The organism is Acinetobacter brisouisimilis (assembly GCF_000368265.1).
In the GTDB taxonomy this organism is placed as follows: Bacteria; Pseudomonadota; Gammaproteobacteria; order Pseudomonadales; family Moraxellaceae; genus Acinetobacter.
Genome location: NZ_KB851219.1, coordinates 276,904 through 294,489 on the forward strand (window position 1 = coordinate 276,904; position 17,586 = coordinate 294,489).

Annotated in this window: 13 protein-coding genes and 1 tRNA gene; 4 read left to right on the plus strand and 10 right to left on the minus strand. The window is 35.2% G+C overall.

Annotated elements, in window-relative coordinates; translation table 11 throughout:
* Positions 1 to 9: 9 nt before the first annotated feature.
* Both F975_RS04970 and F975_RS04975 read left to right on the plus strand, forming a co-directional pair.
* Positions 10 to 621, plus strand: coding sequence for an HNH/ENDO VII family nuclease (locus F975_RS04970; RefSeq protein ID WP_004750966.1), 612 nt, complete (start codon positions 10 to 12; stop codon positions 619 to 621).
* Entirely contained in the window at positions 618 to 1,019 is a 402-nt protein-coding gene (locus tag F975_RS04975; protein ID WP_004750968.1) for an SMI1/KNR4 family protein, read from the plus strand. The genes F975_RS04970 and F975_RS04975 overlap by 4 nt, the downstream gene beginning before the upstream one ends.
* A gap of 292 nt (positions 1,020 to 1,311) precedes the next feature.
* Here F975_RS04975 and F975_RS04980 read toward each other — a convergent pair whose 3' ends face one another.
* Positions 1,312 to 1,905, minus strand: coding sequence for a DUF805 domain-containing protein (locus F975_RS04980; protein ID WP_004750970.1), 594 nt, complete (start codon positions 1,903 to 1,905; stop codon positions 1,312 to 1,314).
* Positions 1,906 to 2,152: 247 nt separating this feature from the next.
* Between F975_RS04980 and F975_RS04985 the strand changes: the two genes are divergently transcribed.
* Together F975_RS04985 and F975_RS04990 are read left to right on the plus strand one after the other, a co-directional pair.
* The gene (locus F975_RS04985) at positions 2,153 to 3,532 is read left to right on the plus strand and encodes a DUF262 domain-containing protein (RefSeq protein ID WP_004750972.1); all 1,380 of its coding nucleotides are present in this window, start codon (positions 2,153 to 2,155) and stop codon (positions 3,530 to 3,532) included.
* Positions 3,533 to 3,537: 5 nt separating this feature from the next.
* Complete coding sequence (locus tag F975_RS04990) at positions 3,538 to 5,559, plus strand: DUF262 domain-containing protein (RefSeq protein WP_004750974.1); 2,022 nt, start codon at positions 3,538 to 3,540, stop codon at positions 5,557 to 5,559.
* Positions 5,560 to 5,627: 68 nt separating this feature from the next.
* Here F975_RS04990 and F975_RS04995 read toward each other — a convergent pair whose 3' ends face one another.
* From F975_RS04995 to F975_RS05035, 9 genes are all read right to left on the minus strand, one after another.
* The gene (locus tag F975_RS04995) at positions 5,628 to 7,085 is read right to left on the minus strand and encodes a class I SAM-dependent DNA methyltransferase (protein ID WP_004750976.1); all 1,458 of its coding nucleotides are present in this window, start codon (positions 7,083 to 7,085) and stop codon (positions 5,628 to 5,630) included.
* 58 nt (positions 7,086 to 7,143) lie between these two features.
* Complete coding sequence (locus tag F975_RS05000; protein ID WP_004750978.1) at positions 7,144 to 7,926, minus strand: HNH endonuclease; 783 nt, start codon at positions 7,924 to 7,926, stop codon at positions 7,144 to 7,146.
* The gene (locus F975_RS05005) at positions 7,923 to 9,689 is read right to left on the minus strand and encodes an AAA family ATPase (protein WP_004750980.1); all 1,767 of its coding nucleotides are present in this window, start codon (positions 9,687 to 9,689) and stop codon (positions 7,923 to 7,925) included. The genes F975_RS05000 and F975_RS05005 overlap by 4 nt, the downstream gene beginning before the upstream one ends.
* Entirely contained in the window at positions 9,679 to 11,451 is a 1,773-nt protein-coding gene (locus tag F975_RS05010) for a restriction endonuclease subunit S (protein WP_004750982.1), read from the minus strand. The genes F975_RS05005 and F975_RS05010 overlap by 11 nt, the downstream gene beginning before the upstream one ends.
* A complete protein-coding gene (locus tag F975_RS05015; RefSeq protein WP_004750984.1) occupies positions 11,448 to 14,234 on the minus strand; it encodes a type I restriction endonuclease subunit R in 2,787 nt (928 codons plus the stop codon). Before F975_RS05015 ends, F975_RS05010 begins: the two co-directional genes overlap by 4 nt.
* Positions 14,235 to 14,310: 76 nt before the next feature.
* On the minus strand, positions 14,311 to 15,153 hold the full coding sequence (locus F975_RS05020) for a TIGR02391 family protein (RefSeq protein ID WP_004750986.1): 843 nt from the start codon (positions 15,151 to 15,153) through the stop codon (positions 14,311 to 14,313).
* Between the two features lie 116 nt (positions 15,154 to 15,269).
* On the minus strand, positions 15,270 to 16,001 hold the full coding sequence (locus F975_RS05025; RefSeq protein ID WP_004750988.1) for a Fic family protein: 732 nt from the start codon (positions 15,999 to 16,001) through the stop codon (positions 15,270 to 15,272).
* A gap of 69 nt (positions 16,002 to 16,070) precedes the next feature.
* The gene (locus F975_RS05030; RefSeq protein WP_004750989.1) at positions 16,071 to 17,288 is read right to left on the minus strand and encodes a tyrosine-type recombinase/integrase; all 1,218 of its coding nucleotides are present in this window, start codon (positions 17,286 to 17,288) and stop codon (positions 16,071 to 16,073) included.
* Between the two features lie 175 nt (positions 17,289 to 17,463).
* A tRNA-Arg gene (locus F975_RS05035) sits at positions 17,464 to 17,539 on the minus strand.
* Positions 17,540 to 17,586: the final 47 nt, after the last annotated feature.

Genomic DNA, 17,586 nt, shown 5'->3' on the forward strand with positions numbered 1-17,586 from the left:
AGGGAAATTATGATAGATGTGAAAGGAATGACAGAGATAGCATCTTTATCGAAAGGAAATTGGTATAAGGATACATCTACTTCAATAGAGGGTAAATATTCTATCTCTTCTTTAGATCAACCAATATCTAAAATTGTTCCTGAGAGGATGGAACAATCTTTGACTGATTTATCTGATGATAGAAAACAGGAATTGAAAGAGAAGGGATATGGTGAAAAAACTGTTGAATCTATTCGTTCTGAAGAAGAAGCAGATATTTATGATGGGGCAGAACTTGAAGCGAAAGAAGTCAATGGGCGTGAATGTTTGGTTCGAAAAGATATTGATTATGATCAAGTCGATGATAGAGGTCGGACTAATCTTGACCGAATGAGCAAAGGTTTATCTCCTTTAGATAAAAATGGACAGCCTTATGAACTACATCATATTGGGCAAAAAATGGATTCCCCGCTTGCAGAGCTAACCAAAAAAGAGCATGGTACTCAAGAACGTGGGAACTATACAATTTTACATGAAGCCAAAAAAGAATCAGAAATTAGCCGCACTGAATTTGGTAAAGAACGTGCTGAACATTGGAAAGCTCGTGCTGAAGAAGTGAGACAGGAGTTAGAAAACGCATGAATACTTTGAAAGAGTTTATAGTATCAAACTCAGTTGATACTATTAATGTATCAGATGAGCAAATTCAAGCTACAGAAAAGAATTTACCATTTAAGTTTGATTCTGAATATTTGAATTATCTCAGAACTTGTGGGCAGTTAGAATATGATTATTTAGAATTTTACGGTCTAGGTGTTCCCGCCAATTCTCATGTTAATGTTGGACGAGCTTACCAAGAGTTAAGTGCTATAAGCACTTATCCAGATAATTCTATTCCTGTTTTGGATTTAGGGGATGGGCATTATGCTTTGTATAATGTACAAACTAAAGAAGTTACTGAATGGAGCTTTGATGGTATTGTTAAAATACTAAATACAAGTTTAGAGAAATATCTGATGGTAACATTGCAAAATATTTAAATAGTATTTATTGGTATGATTTAACATTTTATAGTTGTGGGTAATAATGGCATTTTTAATGCAATTTATTCATAAGTTTGGTGCAGTGAGTATTAATAATATTATTTATCAATTTGTATGAAAAATTTATTCATGTAGTATGCTGTTCTTGCACACAATAAGTTTAATTTTTAGCCTTTCTAGGACTACCACAATGGCCTGTTAGAAAAGCAGGAATAGGAACTGCAATAAAAGATTAATCAAAATGCTTAAGAAAAGCTCATAGGTCAAAAGACCTATGAGCTTTTTTAGTTTATGTTGTTATTTTACCATATTGATTTTCTTGAGGATCACTTTCTTTTGACCACCAAATAACTAGTAATATGATTGCAAAAGGAATGATCGCTAATAGCTGATACCATCCTGTTCTATTAATATCATGTAATCGTCGGCAACCAACAGCCCACTCAGGTAGACCTAAACCAATTGCAGCAATTACCCAGAAGATGCCTCCAGTTTCAAGCATTTCATCTAGTAAAAATAAAATAAAAATTAATGTATATTTACATAACACGAAGAACCAAAATTCTTGACGGCTAGCTCTACCATTAAAATTGGCATAATTCTTTAAACATTTAATAAACCAATCTACAAATTGATATTGATCTTCTGACTTAACTGTTTTTTTTGGGAGTGTAGTATTATCCGTCGATAAATTGGAAAGAAGTTCAAGATAAATATCAATGGCTTGTCCTTGTGGAGTGATATCAAAATCAACTTTTAAGCCTCGTTCTGGTACAGAGCGTTCTTTCCATTCATTTCCTACGAAAGAGTAACGTTGAGAATCCTCCCCCGAGATAATTCCTGAATTGGTCTGAATTGAAAAATTTAGAATTATACCTTTCATTTTTGTAGTCCCGTGATGTAAAAAGTGATATTTGCTAGTTGGTTAAAAAGGTATATTGAGTGAATAAAGTGACAGGTGAAGTCACATTTAAAGATTTTGATTTTTATATAATTAAGAATTTATTGAAATTTTAAACATATTTTAAAATTTTTTAAATTTCTTAGCTGGATTTTAAATTATATATAAATGATTTTTATAAAATAATTCGCTAGAATGGTATATAAAATATAAAACTATATGGATTAATGTGTCAAAACCACAAGAGTTGATAAAAGTGGCTGTCTGTAATGTAGCTCAGTTACTCAGCGGTAAAAGAATCGAGACTGTAAACCAGACATATATTCGAGGGCAATTAAGTATTCCAGAATACCAGCGTCCATATGTGTGGGGTGAAAAGCAGATTGATAAACTGATTGATGATCTAAAAGACCATAGCCAACAATTTGCTGACAGTCCTTATTATCTTGGGAGTGTGATCTTACATGCACAAGATGAATGTTTGAATATTATTGATGGGCAGCAGCGCTTAACAACACTTGCTTTACTTGGCTATCTAAATGGCGAGCTTGATGATGTATCTCTAACGTATCAAGCAAGTCTGAGTATCCAGAATATTAAGCAAAATTTACAGTACCTTGAAAAGGTACGGAGTAAATGGGAAGAATATATAAAATTTGAAAATATTGTTGTATCACTCGTAGTAACTGAGTCAGAAGATGATGCTTATAAATTCTTTGAAACGCAAAATACAGGTGGTGTGAGGCTCACGGGGCCAGATATTATTAAAGCCCATCATTTGAGAGCTGTGCCTGTAGATTATAGAAATCACTATGCCAAAGAATGGGAAGATTTAGGTGAATTACAAGGCATAGTCATGACGCTGTTAAGAGGGCGTTATTGGAATAGTTTGAAAGGGCGAACAGTTCCTTTTTATCAAGAAAAACAAAAAAATCGAGATGAAGTAGTTGAAGAGTTTGCCAACCGAACTCTAAAACATCAAGACGATGTTGCTTATGGTCTTATTCGTGTGACATATACACCTATGACCAAACAAGCAAAGCAAGATTTGCAAAATAGTTACCAGCTTAGACAGCCGTTAAATGAAGGTATCAATAGCATTTCCTATATGGAATACTTTCAAAATTTATACCGCAAATATTATAAAGATTTAAAAGTCAGCTATTTACCAGAGTATTCTAAGTTTATTCATTGGTTAAAAGAACTAGAAGGTTGTCGTTTCCTAGAAGAGCTTTTCGTCACTGGGTTGATGTTATACATCAGTCAATTTGGTGAATATAAGCTTGATGTCTTTGCTAAGAAGTTTTTTAGGGTGGCCTATTCAAAACGTGTCAGTAATAAAAAAGCAGTAAGGGCAGATTCAATACCTGAGTTTTTAAAAGGTCATAAAGTGTTAGACCTTATAGCTTATAGCTTTACAGCAGAACAGGTTTTTGAAAGTTTAGATTGCTTTGAACTAAAAGTAGATGAAGATGGACTCAATGAAAACACGGTCAAAAGACATTTTGTTGAAGAAACCAATATATACTTTGGATTGGCAATACAACAAGTCATATATGCAGAACAATTTGCAGATCAGTTGAGTCAAACTATACGGAATTTGGGATAATAAGAATGAATCAAGCAGTAAATACAGAGCTTTTATGCTTAAAGCACGTTGTAGATGAGAGTTATCAATTCGTTATCCCTAGCTATCAACGTCCGTATGTATGGAGTTCAATTCATATTGAAGATTTACTCAATGATATTGAGCAGGCATTTAAAAATAAAGAACCTCATTATTTTATTGGTACGACATTGTCATCAAAAAAAGATCATTCAACTTATGAATTAATCGATGGGCAACAGCGTACAACAACATTGATGTTATTTGCCTTGGCTTGCCATGATTACAGAGATTCGGATTTAAAAGGGCATCCGATACTTAAAGTCTCGACTTATGATAAAAAACCGAGATTGCATTTTGAAATTCGGGAAAGAATTGAATCCTATTTGGGTTCTCAAACAGGGCTTGATGGATTTGGTAAGCCATCGCAAGATCAATTGATCGAAGATGCTTATTTGAAGCATATACATGCAGGTCTTGAGTACATAAAACAAAGACTAAAAAAGATTAGTGAAAGTGAGTTAGATCTTAAGGAATTTATAGACTACATCTTTGAAAATGTAAGATGGATTAATAATATTATTCCTGAAAAGACAGATCTGAATAAATTGTTCTCGAGTATGAATACTTCGGGAATACAGTTAGAGCCAGTAGATATTCTGAAATCCAAAATTTTTAAAAAAATTACTAAGAATAAGAAGCTTTATGAGGCAATTTGGGATGCTTGCCAGAATATGAATACATATTTTGAACGAGTGTTACGTAAAAAAATCGAAGCTTCATCATGGAATCAATTGAAGTATGAGCATCTTGAACAATACGATGCAGAGAAAATAGTATTTGATGTCAATGCTGAAGGACCCAAGGCACTGTCTTTGAAAGGTTTATCTATTCAAGATATTGATAGAAAGAGGATTAATTTAGGTCCTGAAACTGACAGCGATAATGAAAAAGAGATTAAAGATCAGATAGAAGAGGATATTCCAGAGGAAGGGAAAAATCATTGTAGATCTTTTATTAGCTTCGAGTTGTTATTAATTCATGCATTGCGTATCTACAAAGTGTTAAATGATGAGAATGATATTGAAGATCGTTTGATTGCTTCAAACTTACAAAAAATTTTTAAAACCTTTGTAAATCAATCCAGTGAGAAAGAGGTAAAATTTTTTCTAGATGTATTGTGGAAAGTACGATATCAATTTGATACTTGGTGTGTTAAATGGCTAGAGAACGAAGATGGTGGTGGTGAGGAATTACGTTTAACTTCGATAAATCGACAGAAAAAGAAAGAGGCTAAAAAAGCATATTTTAATAGGACAAAGAAAGAACATTCTGCTTTAGAGCTTTTACAATGTGTGCGAATTTTTACTGGTGAACGTAGTGCGCAATATTGGTTAACGCCATTCTTAATACACCTAATCACTGCGGAGTCTAGTTTAGGGCAAGATAAAGTTGTTGAGTGGTTAGAGAAAATTGATAATGATTTATCATTGACAGTAGATGACGTCACTCAAAAAGTAGCGAGTTATCAACTTTGTATTGAGGATGAAATAGGAACAAAAGACTGGCAAGAAATTCAAGATTACCTAGAAAGTCAAAAAGGGACTTCTTTTGAACATTACTGGTTCCAAAAATTAGAATATGTTTTATGGAAAAACTATGGTCGTCGTACAGAGAAGAAATTTAAAAATTATCGTATTACTGCAAAAAACTCAGTAGAGCACGTGCATTCACAAAATGAAAGATATGGAGCTACTTTACAAGAATCATATTTGCACGCGTTTGGTAATTTAGCTCTACTAAGTCCAGGTCAGAACTCTGAATATAGTAATAAGCCAGTGACTGTAAAAATGGCAGAATTTGATAGAAAGCCTTCATACGATTCTTTAAAGCTTAAATGCTTATTTGATACTTTCAAAAATTCTGGAAGTAAGAATCTGAATAGGCAAGTTATTCAGACACATCAGGAGAAAATGTTGGCACTTTTGGAAAAACATTATTCTAGTATAGGGGGAATGAGTAGAAAGTAATTATGGCAACTATTCATCAAAGGCTCAAAAAATTAAAGCTAGGCTAATAGAAGTAGCCTAGCTCTATATTAATTTTTCAAACTTAAAGATACTGATTTAAAAGCTTCTAATGCTGCTTCTAAATGCTCAATAATTTCTTGTTGAAGTACGACAGGTGAAGGCAAGTCATCAAGATTATCTAAGCTGCTATCTTTTAACCAAAAGATATCCAGACTGGTTTTGTCACGTGCGATAATATCTTCGTAAGGATAGTATTTGAATCGATCAGTTTCCTTGCGTTCAAAACGATTTTCAGGGTTATAGCATGTGATAAAGTCATCTAAATCAGCTTTACGAAGTTGGCGAGTTTTTAGCGTAAAACGCATGTTGGTCCTAAGGTCATAGAACCAAATACCTTTGGTTTGGATTTGCTCTGATTTAGGTTTGTTATCAAAGAAGATGACGTTTGCCTTTACTCCATTTGCGTAGAAGATACCTGTAGGTAAGCGCAGAATGGTGTGTACATCACATCCAGTCAGTAGCTTTTTACGTACACGCTCGCCAACACCACCTTCGAAAAGTACGTTATCAGGTAAAACAACAGCAGCTTTACCATCTGCTTTCAGCATACTTACGATGTGCTGTAAGAAGTTTAATTGTTTATTTGATGTCGTTACCCAAAAGTCAGGACGTTCATAAGTGAGGGACTCTTTATCTTCTTCACCTTCCTCGTTGGTCAAAGTCATACTACTTTTTTTGCCAAAAGGAGGATTGGCTAAGACGTAATCTACTTTTACAGAAGGCTCACTGATTAAGGCATCTGCACGAGCAATATGTGGTTCATCTGTAAGATGACCAACGTTATGTAGATATAAGTTCATCAAGCATAAGCGACGGGTACTTGCGACGATCTCATTACCAAAGAATGTTTTTTCTTTTAAGAATTCAGCTTGTTTATTATCTAACTTTTGAGCCAATAAGTATTTATGAGCACCTAGGAAAAAACCACCTGTACCACATGCAGGATCTGCAATTGTTTTCATCGGTTTAGGGCGAACACATTCAACAATGGCATCGATGACAGGGCGGGGAGTAAAGTACTGACCAGCGCCACTTTTGGTATCTTCTGCATTTTTCTGCAAAAGACCTTCGTACATATCACCTTTTACGTCAGCACCAATACCACTCCATGTGTCTTCATTGATTAGAGATACTAAGCGATGTAGTTTTGCAGGATCTTGAATTTTATTTTGTGCTTTAAAGAAAATAGCACCTAACATGCCTGACATTGTGCCAAGCTTATTGAGTACTTTGATGTAATGAGCTTCAAGAGCAGCACCTTTTAAGTTAAGGAGACTTTCCCAGTCGTAGTTAGTAGGAATACCAACATCAACTGACTCAAATGGATTTAGTGTTTTTTGCTCATGAGCCATTTTTAAGAAAAGTAAGAATGTGAGCTGTTCTAGATAATCACCATATCCCACACCATCATCACGTAAGGTATGGCAAAAATTCCAAATTTTGGAGATAAGAGTTGTTGCATTCATGAATCACAAGCACAGTTTAAAGAGCTGTAATATTGTATAGATATTGGCAATGCTTTGCTCACATCATTTGAAATAATAGATCTATCCAAGGTTTGTCCTTATGCCCTTGAATGATACATCTAGCGAAAGTTGATAGTGGGCTCTCTGGCTTAATTAATCTACATAAATCTTTAAGTTTATTGGTGAATGCAGTTCGAGACACGGGTTCGTTTATAGTTGAAAAATAATCATTTGCTTCATTAATCCATTCATTAATTTGTAGTGCAAGTTGCTTGCGCATTTCGACCAATTCAGAATGATGTAAATGATAGTATTGGACAGACTCTTCTAATCTCTGTTTATCAATTTCAGTTGCTAAAAAACTTGGTTTTGGTATTCCTTCATCATCGAACATCATGATAGAGGAGCTTGATGGGTCACAAGGGTCTAAGAGAATATATTTTTCTGATCTTAATTCTGCATGATTTTTAGCTTTAGTGGTTGGATCAAAGAGTGGGAAATAATTTCCTTTGCCACCCTTTTGCCCAGTAGCATGGTCAGTTCTTCTTGAATTACAAAAAGTGCATGCGAACCTGAAATTGTTAGGATTATAGGTAAGCCATTTATATTTTGATTTAGGTCTAAAATGATCCACAGCATTGTCAGATCGGTTTTCTCGGGCTTCACAATACCAACATTTACCATGAGATAATGCTTTGAGTTCTTCTTTTAACTCAGTCCAAATATTAGGGTAATTTGATGAATTCAAATCAGGGTCACTATCTATTGTCGCTTGTGTAATAGTAGCCCTGTTTAGCCAATCAGTTGATACGTTTAGTTTTGTCAGATCAATCCATCTCATGTTTGATCCTCATTGTTTTGATTAAGTATAGCCTGAATAATTTCTTCTGCGATTTTTAGTTGCTCGGACGTATCACTATAAGGTTGATTATCCTGTTGTAATTTATTTTTTTCGTGATTATGAAGCGCTTTGAGATATCGTTCATATTGTGAATCACGCATTGAAAACCTAAAGCCAAGATCTTCAAGTTCATTATTAATTTGCATCAACTCGGTTCTTTCATCATCAGTTAAAGGAGTTTCCTTAACTGTGAATATATTCTTGCGCTCGAGTAATTTCTGAGTATATGTGTCTAGGCTGGAATTTAAGCCAAACATATCACTTGTAATAATTCCTGCATACCCCATACCTCGTGGATCAATATCAGGTTCTTTAGATTTAATTGATTGATCTAAATCCCGATGCAAAATTTGAATTTGTTGCTTTTTAAGCTCTGCAATTGCAATTGGATTGTGTGTAGTTAATACAATATGACTGTTTGTTCTTACTCCACTGCTTTCATTTTTCATGAAATCTTCTAAATATTTTAAATATTCAACCGACCATTTAGGGTTTAGGTGAGTATCAGGTTCATCAAGTAAATAAAGACTTTCATCTTCATTCGTAAAACGTAGCAAGCCTAAAACTGTCAGTAATTGTTGTTCACCTTCACTCAATTCTTTAAATGTGACAGCGTCAAGATTCTTTTTTAACTTAACTCGTATATGAACGGCTTCAATTAATTCAGAAACATAAGTACTTTCTAAATCACGAAATAGGATTTGTGCTTCTTTGTGCTCCATGAGTCTTTGAAAAGACGTCATATCTTTGAGAAATAAATATTGATATTCACGAGTTTTCTTATTCCACAGGCTGCTTTTAGAGCTTTTTGTGAATTTGATAGGTGCTAATGAAAGATCGTAAAGTTCGCTTAGAAACTCTCTAACGACTCCTTTTGCATCCCAGAGTCTCGGATCGCCATCATCATTTTTATTTGTCCAAGAGGGTTGGCGCAGTTCAAATAAAATTGATTCAATTCCAGACTCAGCATCAATACCTAACTGATTTTCTAAAAAAGATTTAATGATTTCATCTTGTTTAAATAAAAAAGCTAAAAGGACAAATTGACTATGAATAGGAAGGGCATAGAACATGTGTTTGAAACCGACTTCCTCGGGAGTTTTACCATTTCTCAATTTTTTATCAAATTTTTCTATATATGGATCAAAAATTTCCTTCATTCTGGTGCTTAAGCCAGAATAATAACTAAATACAAATTTAGGTAAGAATTCACTATTCTCAGCTGTAAATTTTGTAAAAGAGACACTAATAGGTTTAGGTAAATCAGTACTTTGTTCTTTAGGATCAATGTTCGGCTTATGATCAGCTTCGAATAAATCAGATTGTTTTAGCTCAACTAAATTTACATATGATTGTTCTTTAGCTGATGGTTCTAAAACTGCTTGAAATGGGATGTATGAAAAAACAAATTTATCTTTCTCTAAATCGGGATCCGCTTGAATAGTGACATATTTTTTGTTGATGCCTGATCCGATTTCATATTTAAGCTCATAAGCAAAGGCTGGTATCTTTTCTTTTTGGATTAAATTTCTAAAAATAATAGCAAGTGCTTCTAATACATTAGATTTTCCAGTTCCATTCCAGCCAATAACGACAGTGATTGATTGATGTTCATTGAAGTCGATAAAGACATCTTTTAAATTTTTAAATTGATGGGTAGGGCTATCCTTAGCACTCCCGATCTTTAAGTAATCAAGACGCATCTGTATTATCCTTGAGTTTGATCAGATCTTGTTCTTTGTTATTTTGTTGATCTGGCTTTACCGTGATTTTGTCATTTAGACTCAGTGTGCGGAGTTGTTCGTAAAATTGCTCGATTTCTTCAATTTTACTTTTACCATTTAGTCCAAAAGTAGTTGCTAGGTCTTGTCCTGAAATCCAATCTGACTGATTTTTTAGAATGTCGAGGATAGTTTTAGACATACCAACTTCCTTTTTTGATTTTGAGGCTGAGAGTTTTTTTGATGTAGCTTTTTTTACTAAAGCTTCTGCTTCACGTTGTTGCTGAATACGTGCTAACAAAACTTGAGCAGGTTCATCACTTGGATCTTGAGGTACAAGCTTTCCAGCAAAAGCATCCTTCAAAATATTAAGTTTTTGATTTGATGCTTGTTTCAGAGTTATTTCTAACGAATCAAATTGATTAGACATATTTTCTAACTCTAAAGATACTAAATTCGTTAGATATAGTTGTTCTGTTAATGGTGGTAAAGCAATAGGAGTTTGTTTTATATCTTCACCAGAAACACCAGTTTGACCAGATGTAGTTTTAGCTCTAGATTTGACATAAGCTCTTGAATGCCCAATATTTGCAGCTAATTCAATCCAATTTGATAATATTTCACCCAATATAGGTTGAGCTCTGATGAGTTTATCAGGGTGTAGCATAGGCTCATCAATATCTCTGACAACACCAAAGACGCCTAATAAATCTATGCTGCCGTTATAACGAGTTATCAAAATATCATTATTTTTGATAATGAAATTTTTAACATCTTCGAAGGGCAAATCAAGATGTCTGCATTCATCTAAGTACACTTTCATTGCTCTTACAGCATTGATTCTTAGGATAGGATAGCCTTTTTGCTCAGTATTAGGTTTTGGAGACATCCCATTTCGAATTGGGTACGCAAGCTGATCTAAGCTAGCCCATGTCCAACTTTTAGGTAGCTTAGGTAAATTTATAGAGTCGTAAGGTTGAATAGGCTCAGGATATTTGTTCTGCCAATTCTTAGGTGGATTTTTCCCTTTTTCCGCAAACTCTTTAAGTTTCTCTTGTTCCCAACGTTCACGGCGTTCTTTTAAAATACGTGCTAAAAGTTGTTCACCAGTCTCTAAAACTTCATTTTGAGATTCACGCCATTCTTTACTCAGCTCACCTTCAACAGCAGACTTTAATAAAGACTGACGATAAAGCTCTAATTTCTTCTGAGCTGTTTCAAGCTCTTCGATTCCATTATCTAGTTCGCTAAATAATTCATCAACTTTGCAAACTATTTTTTCTTGTTCATTAATTGGTGCAATAGGAATAGTAAAGTTAGACAGTTTTGAAGCATTCAAATTTTGTACCGCAATTCCAGCACTTTTTTGCTTTACTAAGTCCCAGTATTGAGGAGTATTAAGGTAATAGGAGAAATATTTTGAATTTATTAATGGTCTAAATCTGATTAGATATGATGCAAATACGGAAGATTTAGGATTTTGAACTAATATTGAATAGCCAACAGATCCTGCCCGAGAAATTAAAATATCCCCATCATAGAGTTTAAATTTTTCTAACTCTTCACTACTTACATCACAAAATGGCACATTATTCCAATCGATAGAACCTGAAGTAATGTCAGTAGTTCTAACATAATGGATGTTGCCAGAATGCTGAGCTTTGGCGGTAAATCCATATTGTGAGGGTAGAGATATTTCACCAAGGGTAGAAATAGCCCAACTTTTAGGTAATGTATTACTCATGCCACTAACTCTTCATTTAATTCTTTCATTAATGGCATCAGTTTTTCTCGACCAAAAACCTCTGCCGCTTTAAATGCCCCACCATGACTTGCTAATGAACCTAACTTAAAATCATTTGGTGTCAGCTGACAGCTATTCGCAATATGATCTTTCATCAAACGTAACCATGTCATCTGCTCATCATTAAAAGCAGTCGCATTATTGGCATTATGTCTAAAAACCCACTTCTGAAAACGTTTATCAACTTCTTCACTAAATGGTGAAAGCTCACGGTCTAACCCAGATGCAAAACGAACCAAAGATAATAAATCGGTTAATTTTCGTTGAGTATTTACACCTTTGACCTGACTGCCTTTGACTCGTTCATAAGCAGACCACAAACGTTCAGTGGTCAATAATAGTGGGGGACGGCTGAGTTTATCATGAAGCTCTTGAATCATGCTCAAGGTCAATTCGCGACGTTGATAAGGTTGGTCATAAAAGAAACTTAAAGCTTCAATCTCTTCACGGTTCTCTTTTAGATATGATTCAAACTTTTCGATATTTTCTTGAGCTTTCTGTTCTACATTTTCAGAAAAACCTCGATTAATCACCTTATCCAAATTAACTGTATCAATGATTTGCTCAGCATCTTTTTTATCAATGAGTAGGTTTCTCAAATTTGGATCATCAAAGACATGATAGGCCTGTTCAAGCAACTCAGTCATTTTGTCTACATACTGTTGCTCTGAAATAGAATCCTCATCTAAAACGTGCCCCTGCAACGCTTCTTCAGCAATAATGGCCTGATTAATCGTATCGGGATCAACTGCATTTAAAATCGCTTCAGTAATCTGTTTTAAACTTTTACCATGGGTGAGTTGGCTAATCTTAGTTTGAGTTTCAGCATCTAAATTTTTGTTAAGGCGAATGAGTCGATTCGCTAAACTTAAGGCTGTATCTTCGTCAACATCACCAATAATAATGACATCCATAAGCTGCTTTAAGGCTGTGGTTGGTTTGCGCTCTAATTGGCGACTCTCGGTCTTTTGTGATTTTTCTACACCCACAGCATCGATGATCACAAATCGAGTTTTGGCTCCGCTAGCACTTTGTGAGACTTTCTTTAAGCCATCTTCATCTAAACTACGAACACCACGACCTTTCATCTGTTCGTAATAGCCTTTAGAACGAACATCCCGCATAAAGAGTAAAACTTCTAAAGGTTTTACATCTGTACCTGTGGCAATCATGTCCACAGTCACGGCAATACGAGGGTTATATTCGTTACGGAAATCGCTGAGTACACCATCAGGATCTTTGGCGCTATAGGTTACTTTTTCACAAAACTCATTGCCTTTACCATACTCTTCACGAACGATATTAATAATGTCATCTGCATGACTATCTGACTTTGCAAAGATTAACGTTTTAGGGACTTCCTGACGATCTGGGAAAATTTCTTGACTCACAGCTCGTTTCATTTCACGAATGATGTTGCGAATTTGACTGGGATTAACCACATCTTTGTCTAGATCTTTATGCGTATACACAATATCTTGATCAGCCTCGACTAAGCGCTTTGCACGAGTTTGGCGATTACGACGATCAATCCATTGCTTAGCTCGAATACTTTGGCCTTTTTTAGTAATTTCCGTTTCAATTTCATAGATGTCATAACCTACATTGACCCCATCAATGACGGATTGTTCATAACTATATTGTGCAACAATATTCTCATTAAAGAAGCCGTAGGTTCGTTTATCTGGTGTTGCACTTAGACCAATCAAGAATGCATCAAAGTAGTCGAGTACCTGTTTCCATAAATTGTAAATACTGCGGTGACATTCATCGATGATAATAAAATCAAAAGATTCGATAGGGACGTTAGGATTGTATTGAATCAGCTTTTTAGATAATCGAGCAGTTTCTTCTATTGTATTCAATTCATTAAAATTTATATCTTCATCACTTTCATCTAGTTTTTCACCAGATAAAATCGAGTACATACGTTGAATCGTAGAAATACAAACATCGGCTTTAGTATCTAAAGTCGAAGACATCAATCTTTGAACGTTATAGAGTTCAGTGAACTTACGCTTATCATCAGGTGGGGTAAAAGCCATAAACTCTTGGTGAGCTTGCTTACCTAAGTTGCGTGTATCAACCAAAAATAGAATTCGTTTCGCATTCGCAAATTTAAGCAGGCGATAAACAGAAGAAATGGCTGTAAATGTTTTACCAGCACCCGTAGCCATGTGAATGAGTGAACGAGGTTGTTGTTGGGCTAGGGATTGCTCAAGTCCAGTGATCGCATTAATTTGGCAATCACGCAGATTATCAGTGACTAAAGGAGGCATCTCCCGAAGGTGCTGGCGCAAAGTTTTCTTTTTTTTGTCCAACTCGTTTAGATATTCAGGTCTATAAAAGTAAAAAAGTTCCCTTGATCGAGGTTCAGGATCTCGTCTGTCTGTAAATCGAATAATTTGCGAAGTCGCTTGGAATAAAAAAGGGAGAGCATCATATTCTTTTTTTGTTTTAAAGCCAGAGGTTGCATATCGCTTGGTTTGACGCTCATGAGTTGTGATATTTTCACCTGCTTTATCACGCTTAGCTTCAATCACACCGACAGGAAGGCGATTTACAAAGAGAATGTAATCAGCAGGACCTGTTTTGGTTTGGAATTCACGAACAGCGATACCTAAGGCAGCACTAGGATTAAAATCTTTTTTATCGACAACAACCCATCCAGCAGCTTTTAACTTTTGATCAATAATGATTCGAGCTTTATCTTCGGGTGTCATGCATGCCCTTTATAAGTATATATATTTAAAAGAAGTATACTTATAAAGTTTTAGAAGTTGAACTCGGACTTTAGATTTATTCTCTTGTTTGGATAGAGATTGCTTCTTTTTCGAGTAAATATAATTCGTTAATGAGTAAAAACTCACGGTATTGATGAACTAGATTTTCATCTTTTTCTCGATGTGCTCTAGCATTACGAAATGCCATGTATGTGCCTGTAAATAAATTTACTCTTCCTTTGATTTCTGCACTATCTGGTACTTTCCATGTTAATAAAGCATTTTCACCTTGAAATGCTTGAGAGAAAAGTTTCGTGCTGTGATCTTTCAGCAGCCCAGTCCGTTCCCTAAGAATATCTTCCAGTCGTTTATAAGCTTTTAGAAGAGCTGAGTCTGGATCTTGTTTAAAGAGTAAAGCTAGATCAAAAATTCTATCATCAATGATTGAGTATGGAAGTTCTAGAGGATAGTAGCGTTTAGTATTATAAACTTCTGAAACTTCCGTTCTGAAGGGATAGATATAGTCGTGTAGACGTATTGGACGAATAATTTCTTGACGAAATAATGAGTCGATATCTACATCACTAAGTGAAGAATGATTTAATTTATTGAGAGTTTTTGAATTAACTAAGATTTCTTCAGTTTCAATTTGATGTTTTTCTAAAAGGCTGAGAGCCGTAGCTAAGCCTTTGGCCCCTTCGCCTGAGTAACCAGATGCAAAACCTGAACGTATAACAAAATAAGAATCAAAAATATCTTTAATAATCAATGCATGATTTTGATTATTAGTTAGCAATAGAGCATGGGTGAGGTTGGAGTTAGTTTGAATCAAATTACCGAGGCTAACTAGACATCTTTGAGTAATGCCTTTTTCACCTAAGTATTCAATATGGTAAAAATTTTCAGGTTTTAGCAGCATGATAATGATAGTTATGTCATTGTTATTAATAATATAATGCTTTAAAAGTATATTGAAATCAATAGGTAATGAAAATTAGCTAAATGTAGTGAGATTATGATTTAAAGTTTATTTTATTAAATCCCTAAAACCACTAGATAAGGCTTAAACCCCTCTAATACAGCATCTGTAACCAATTGAATGAACTTTTCAGTTTGACCAAAGGCCATCCATTGATCTAGTGCTTCATAATAGGCAAGGCGATTCTCAACAGTGATTACACAAGGTGGGTAGCCTGCTTTCATTAGCTCCAAATTCATAAGTAGCCGAGAAGTACGTCCATTACCATCGATAAAAGGATGAATTCCCACAAAGTCAGCATGTACTTTAGCAGCACGTTCAATAGGATGTAGTTGGTTTCCATCAGCATTATACCAGTCGACAAACTGAGCCATTTTGTCATTCAGTAGTGTGTAGTCAGGAGGATTTGATGTTGCACCTGAAATCAGTACATTCTGTTGTCGATAACGCCCAGCATTGTCATCATCAATATTCTTTAAAATGAGTTGATGAATATTACGAATTTGCCATTCTGAAAAAGGTTCATCTTTCCGAATGATATCTTCAACGTAATAAATTGCATCACGGTGATTGATGGCTTCAAAGTGCTCACGTAGTGCCTTGCCACCAACAGTAATCCCTTCTAGAACAACCTTAGTTTCAAGCAAAGTCAGTGTATTGCCTTCAATTGCATTGGAGTGATATGTCCAACGCAGGATTAAATCTTCCTGTAAATTTTTGACAATAGAAGGGGCAAGAGGACGATGTTGATCCAATTTGTGTTTTAAAACATCAATATTTTCAAACATAGCTCTGCCACAACACGATAAAAATCAAAAGTAAATCATAACTGAATCTTGGTTTTAAGCATATATTGATTATTGTGATGGGCTTTTTAGCCCATCACAATAATCTGCCCATATCTGCATCATCACTTTTCGCTTTTCTAAATGCTTGGTGCGGTTATATGCACGACCATGCATATCTTTGACTTGATGAGCGAGTTGTTGCTCAATCAGTTCAATTGGAAACTCTAAAACTTCCTCTAAAATGGTACGTGCAGAGGCACGAAAGCCATGCCCACAGACTTGTTCACTGGTATAGCCTAGGCGACGTAATGCTTGATTAATTGTATTTTCAGACATTGGCTTTAAGTTAGATGTTGTTGCAGGAAAAACATATTCACTTTTATGCCGAGTAATTTGAGAAAGTTCCGAAAGCAAATGAATCACCTGCGTGGATAGGGGAACAATATGCTGGACACCTGTCTTTAATTTTGTTTTTGGTGGGGTATAACACCATAGCCCTTTTTCAAGATCAATATCTTGCCATTTTGCATGTCTTAACTCGCCTGGCCGTACAAACACTAATGGTGCAATTCGTAATGCATAGCGTGTAATAGCTGAGCCTTCATAGTGATCGATATCTTGAAGGAGTAAAGCAAAGTCCTTGGGTTCAACTAATGCTGCCATATGCTTTGCACGAGGGGTTTTAAGAGCACCTCGCAAATCTTGGGTTGGATCACGTTCACATAAACCAATTGATACGGCGTAACGTAAAATCTGACCACATTTCACTTTAACTTTTTTGGCTGTTTCTAATTTTCCTTCTTTTTCATAAAGCTGACAAACTTTAAGCACATCCATTGGTTTGATCTCATGCACGGGCATTTTTCCGATATGCTGATTAATCACTTCCAGTAGTCGTTGCTGCCCCTTTACAGTAGATGCAGCAAAATCTTGTTTGGCAAACCATTCTGTTGCAACTTCTAAGAAAATATTCTTATTTGCATTTAATATCTCGTTCTCAATTCTTTTTTTCTCAGTTTGAGGATCAATGTCTTGAGCAAGCAAAGTACGCGCATCTTCACGTCGACTTCGTGCTTCAGCCAACGTAACCATAGGGTAGGAGCCAAAACTTAAGGAGTTTCTTCTTTTGCTATAGGGACGTGAATAATCAAACCTCCAAGTTTTTTCACCAGTTTTGGAAATGATTAAAAATAGACCATGACCATCAGCTAATTTCTGAATTTTTGCAGGATCAGCTTTGAGAGTCTTAATCTTTGTATCTGTAAGTGGAATAACGATTTTTGGCATTTTTGCGGTATAGGTTTGTATGGTTAGTAGACTTACCGTAAAAAATACCGCAAAAAAATCTAAATTCCAATAGGATATTTTGTACTTGGATAGATGGTATTTTTGTTTAAATAATTGATTTTGATTATTATATAAATCCAGAATGGACAGAAAAATATGAAAATAAACACTAAATTGGTGCGGTCTGCGGGACTCGAACCCACGTCGGTCGCTTAGGAGGCAACTGCTCTATCCAGTTAAGCTAAGACCGCAGCTCAGGCGTTACTCTACCGCAAACCTTCATAAAAAAAAAGTTATT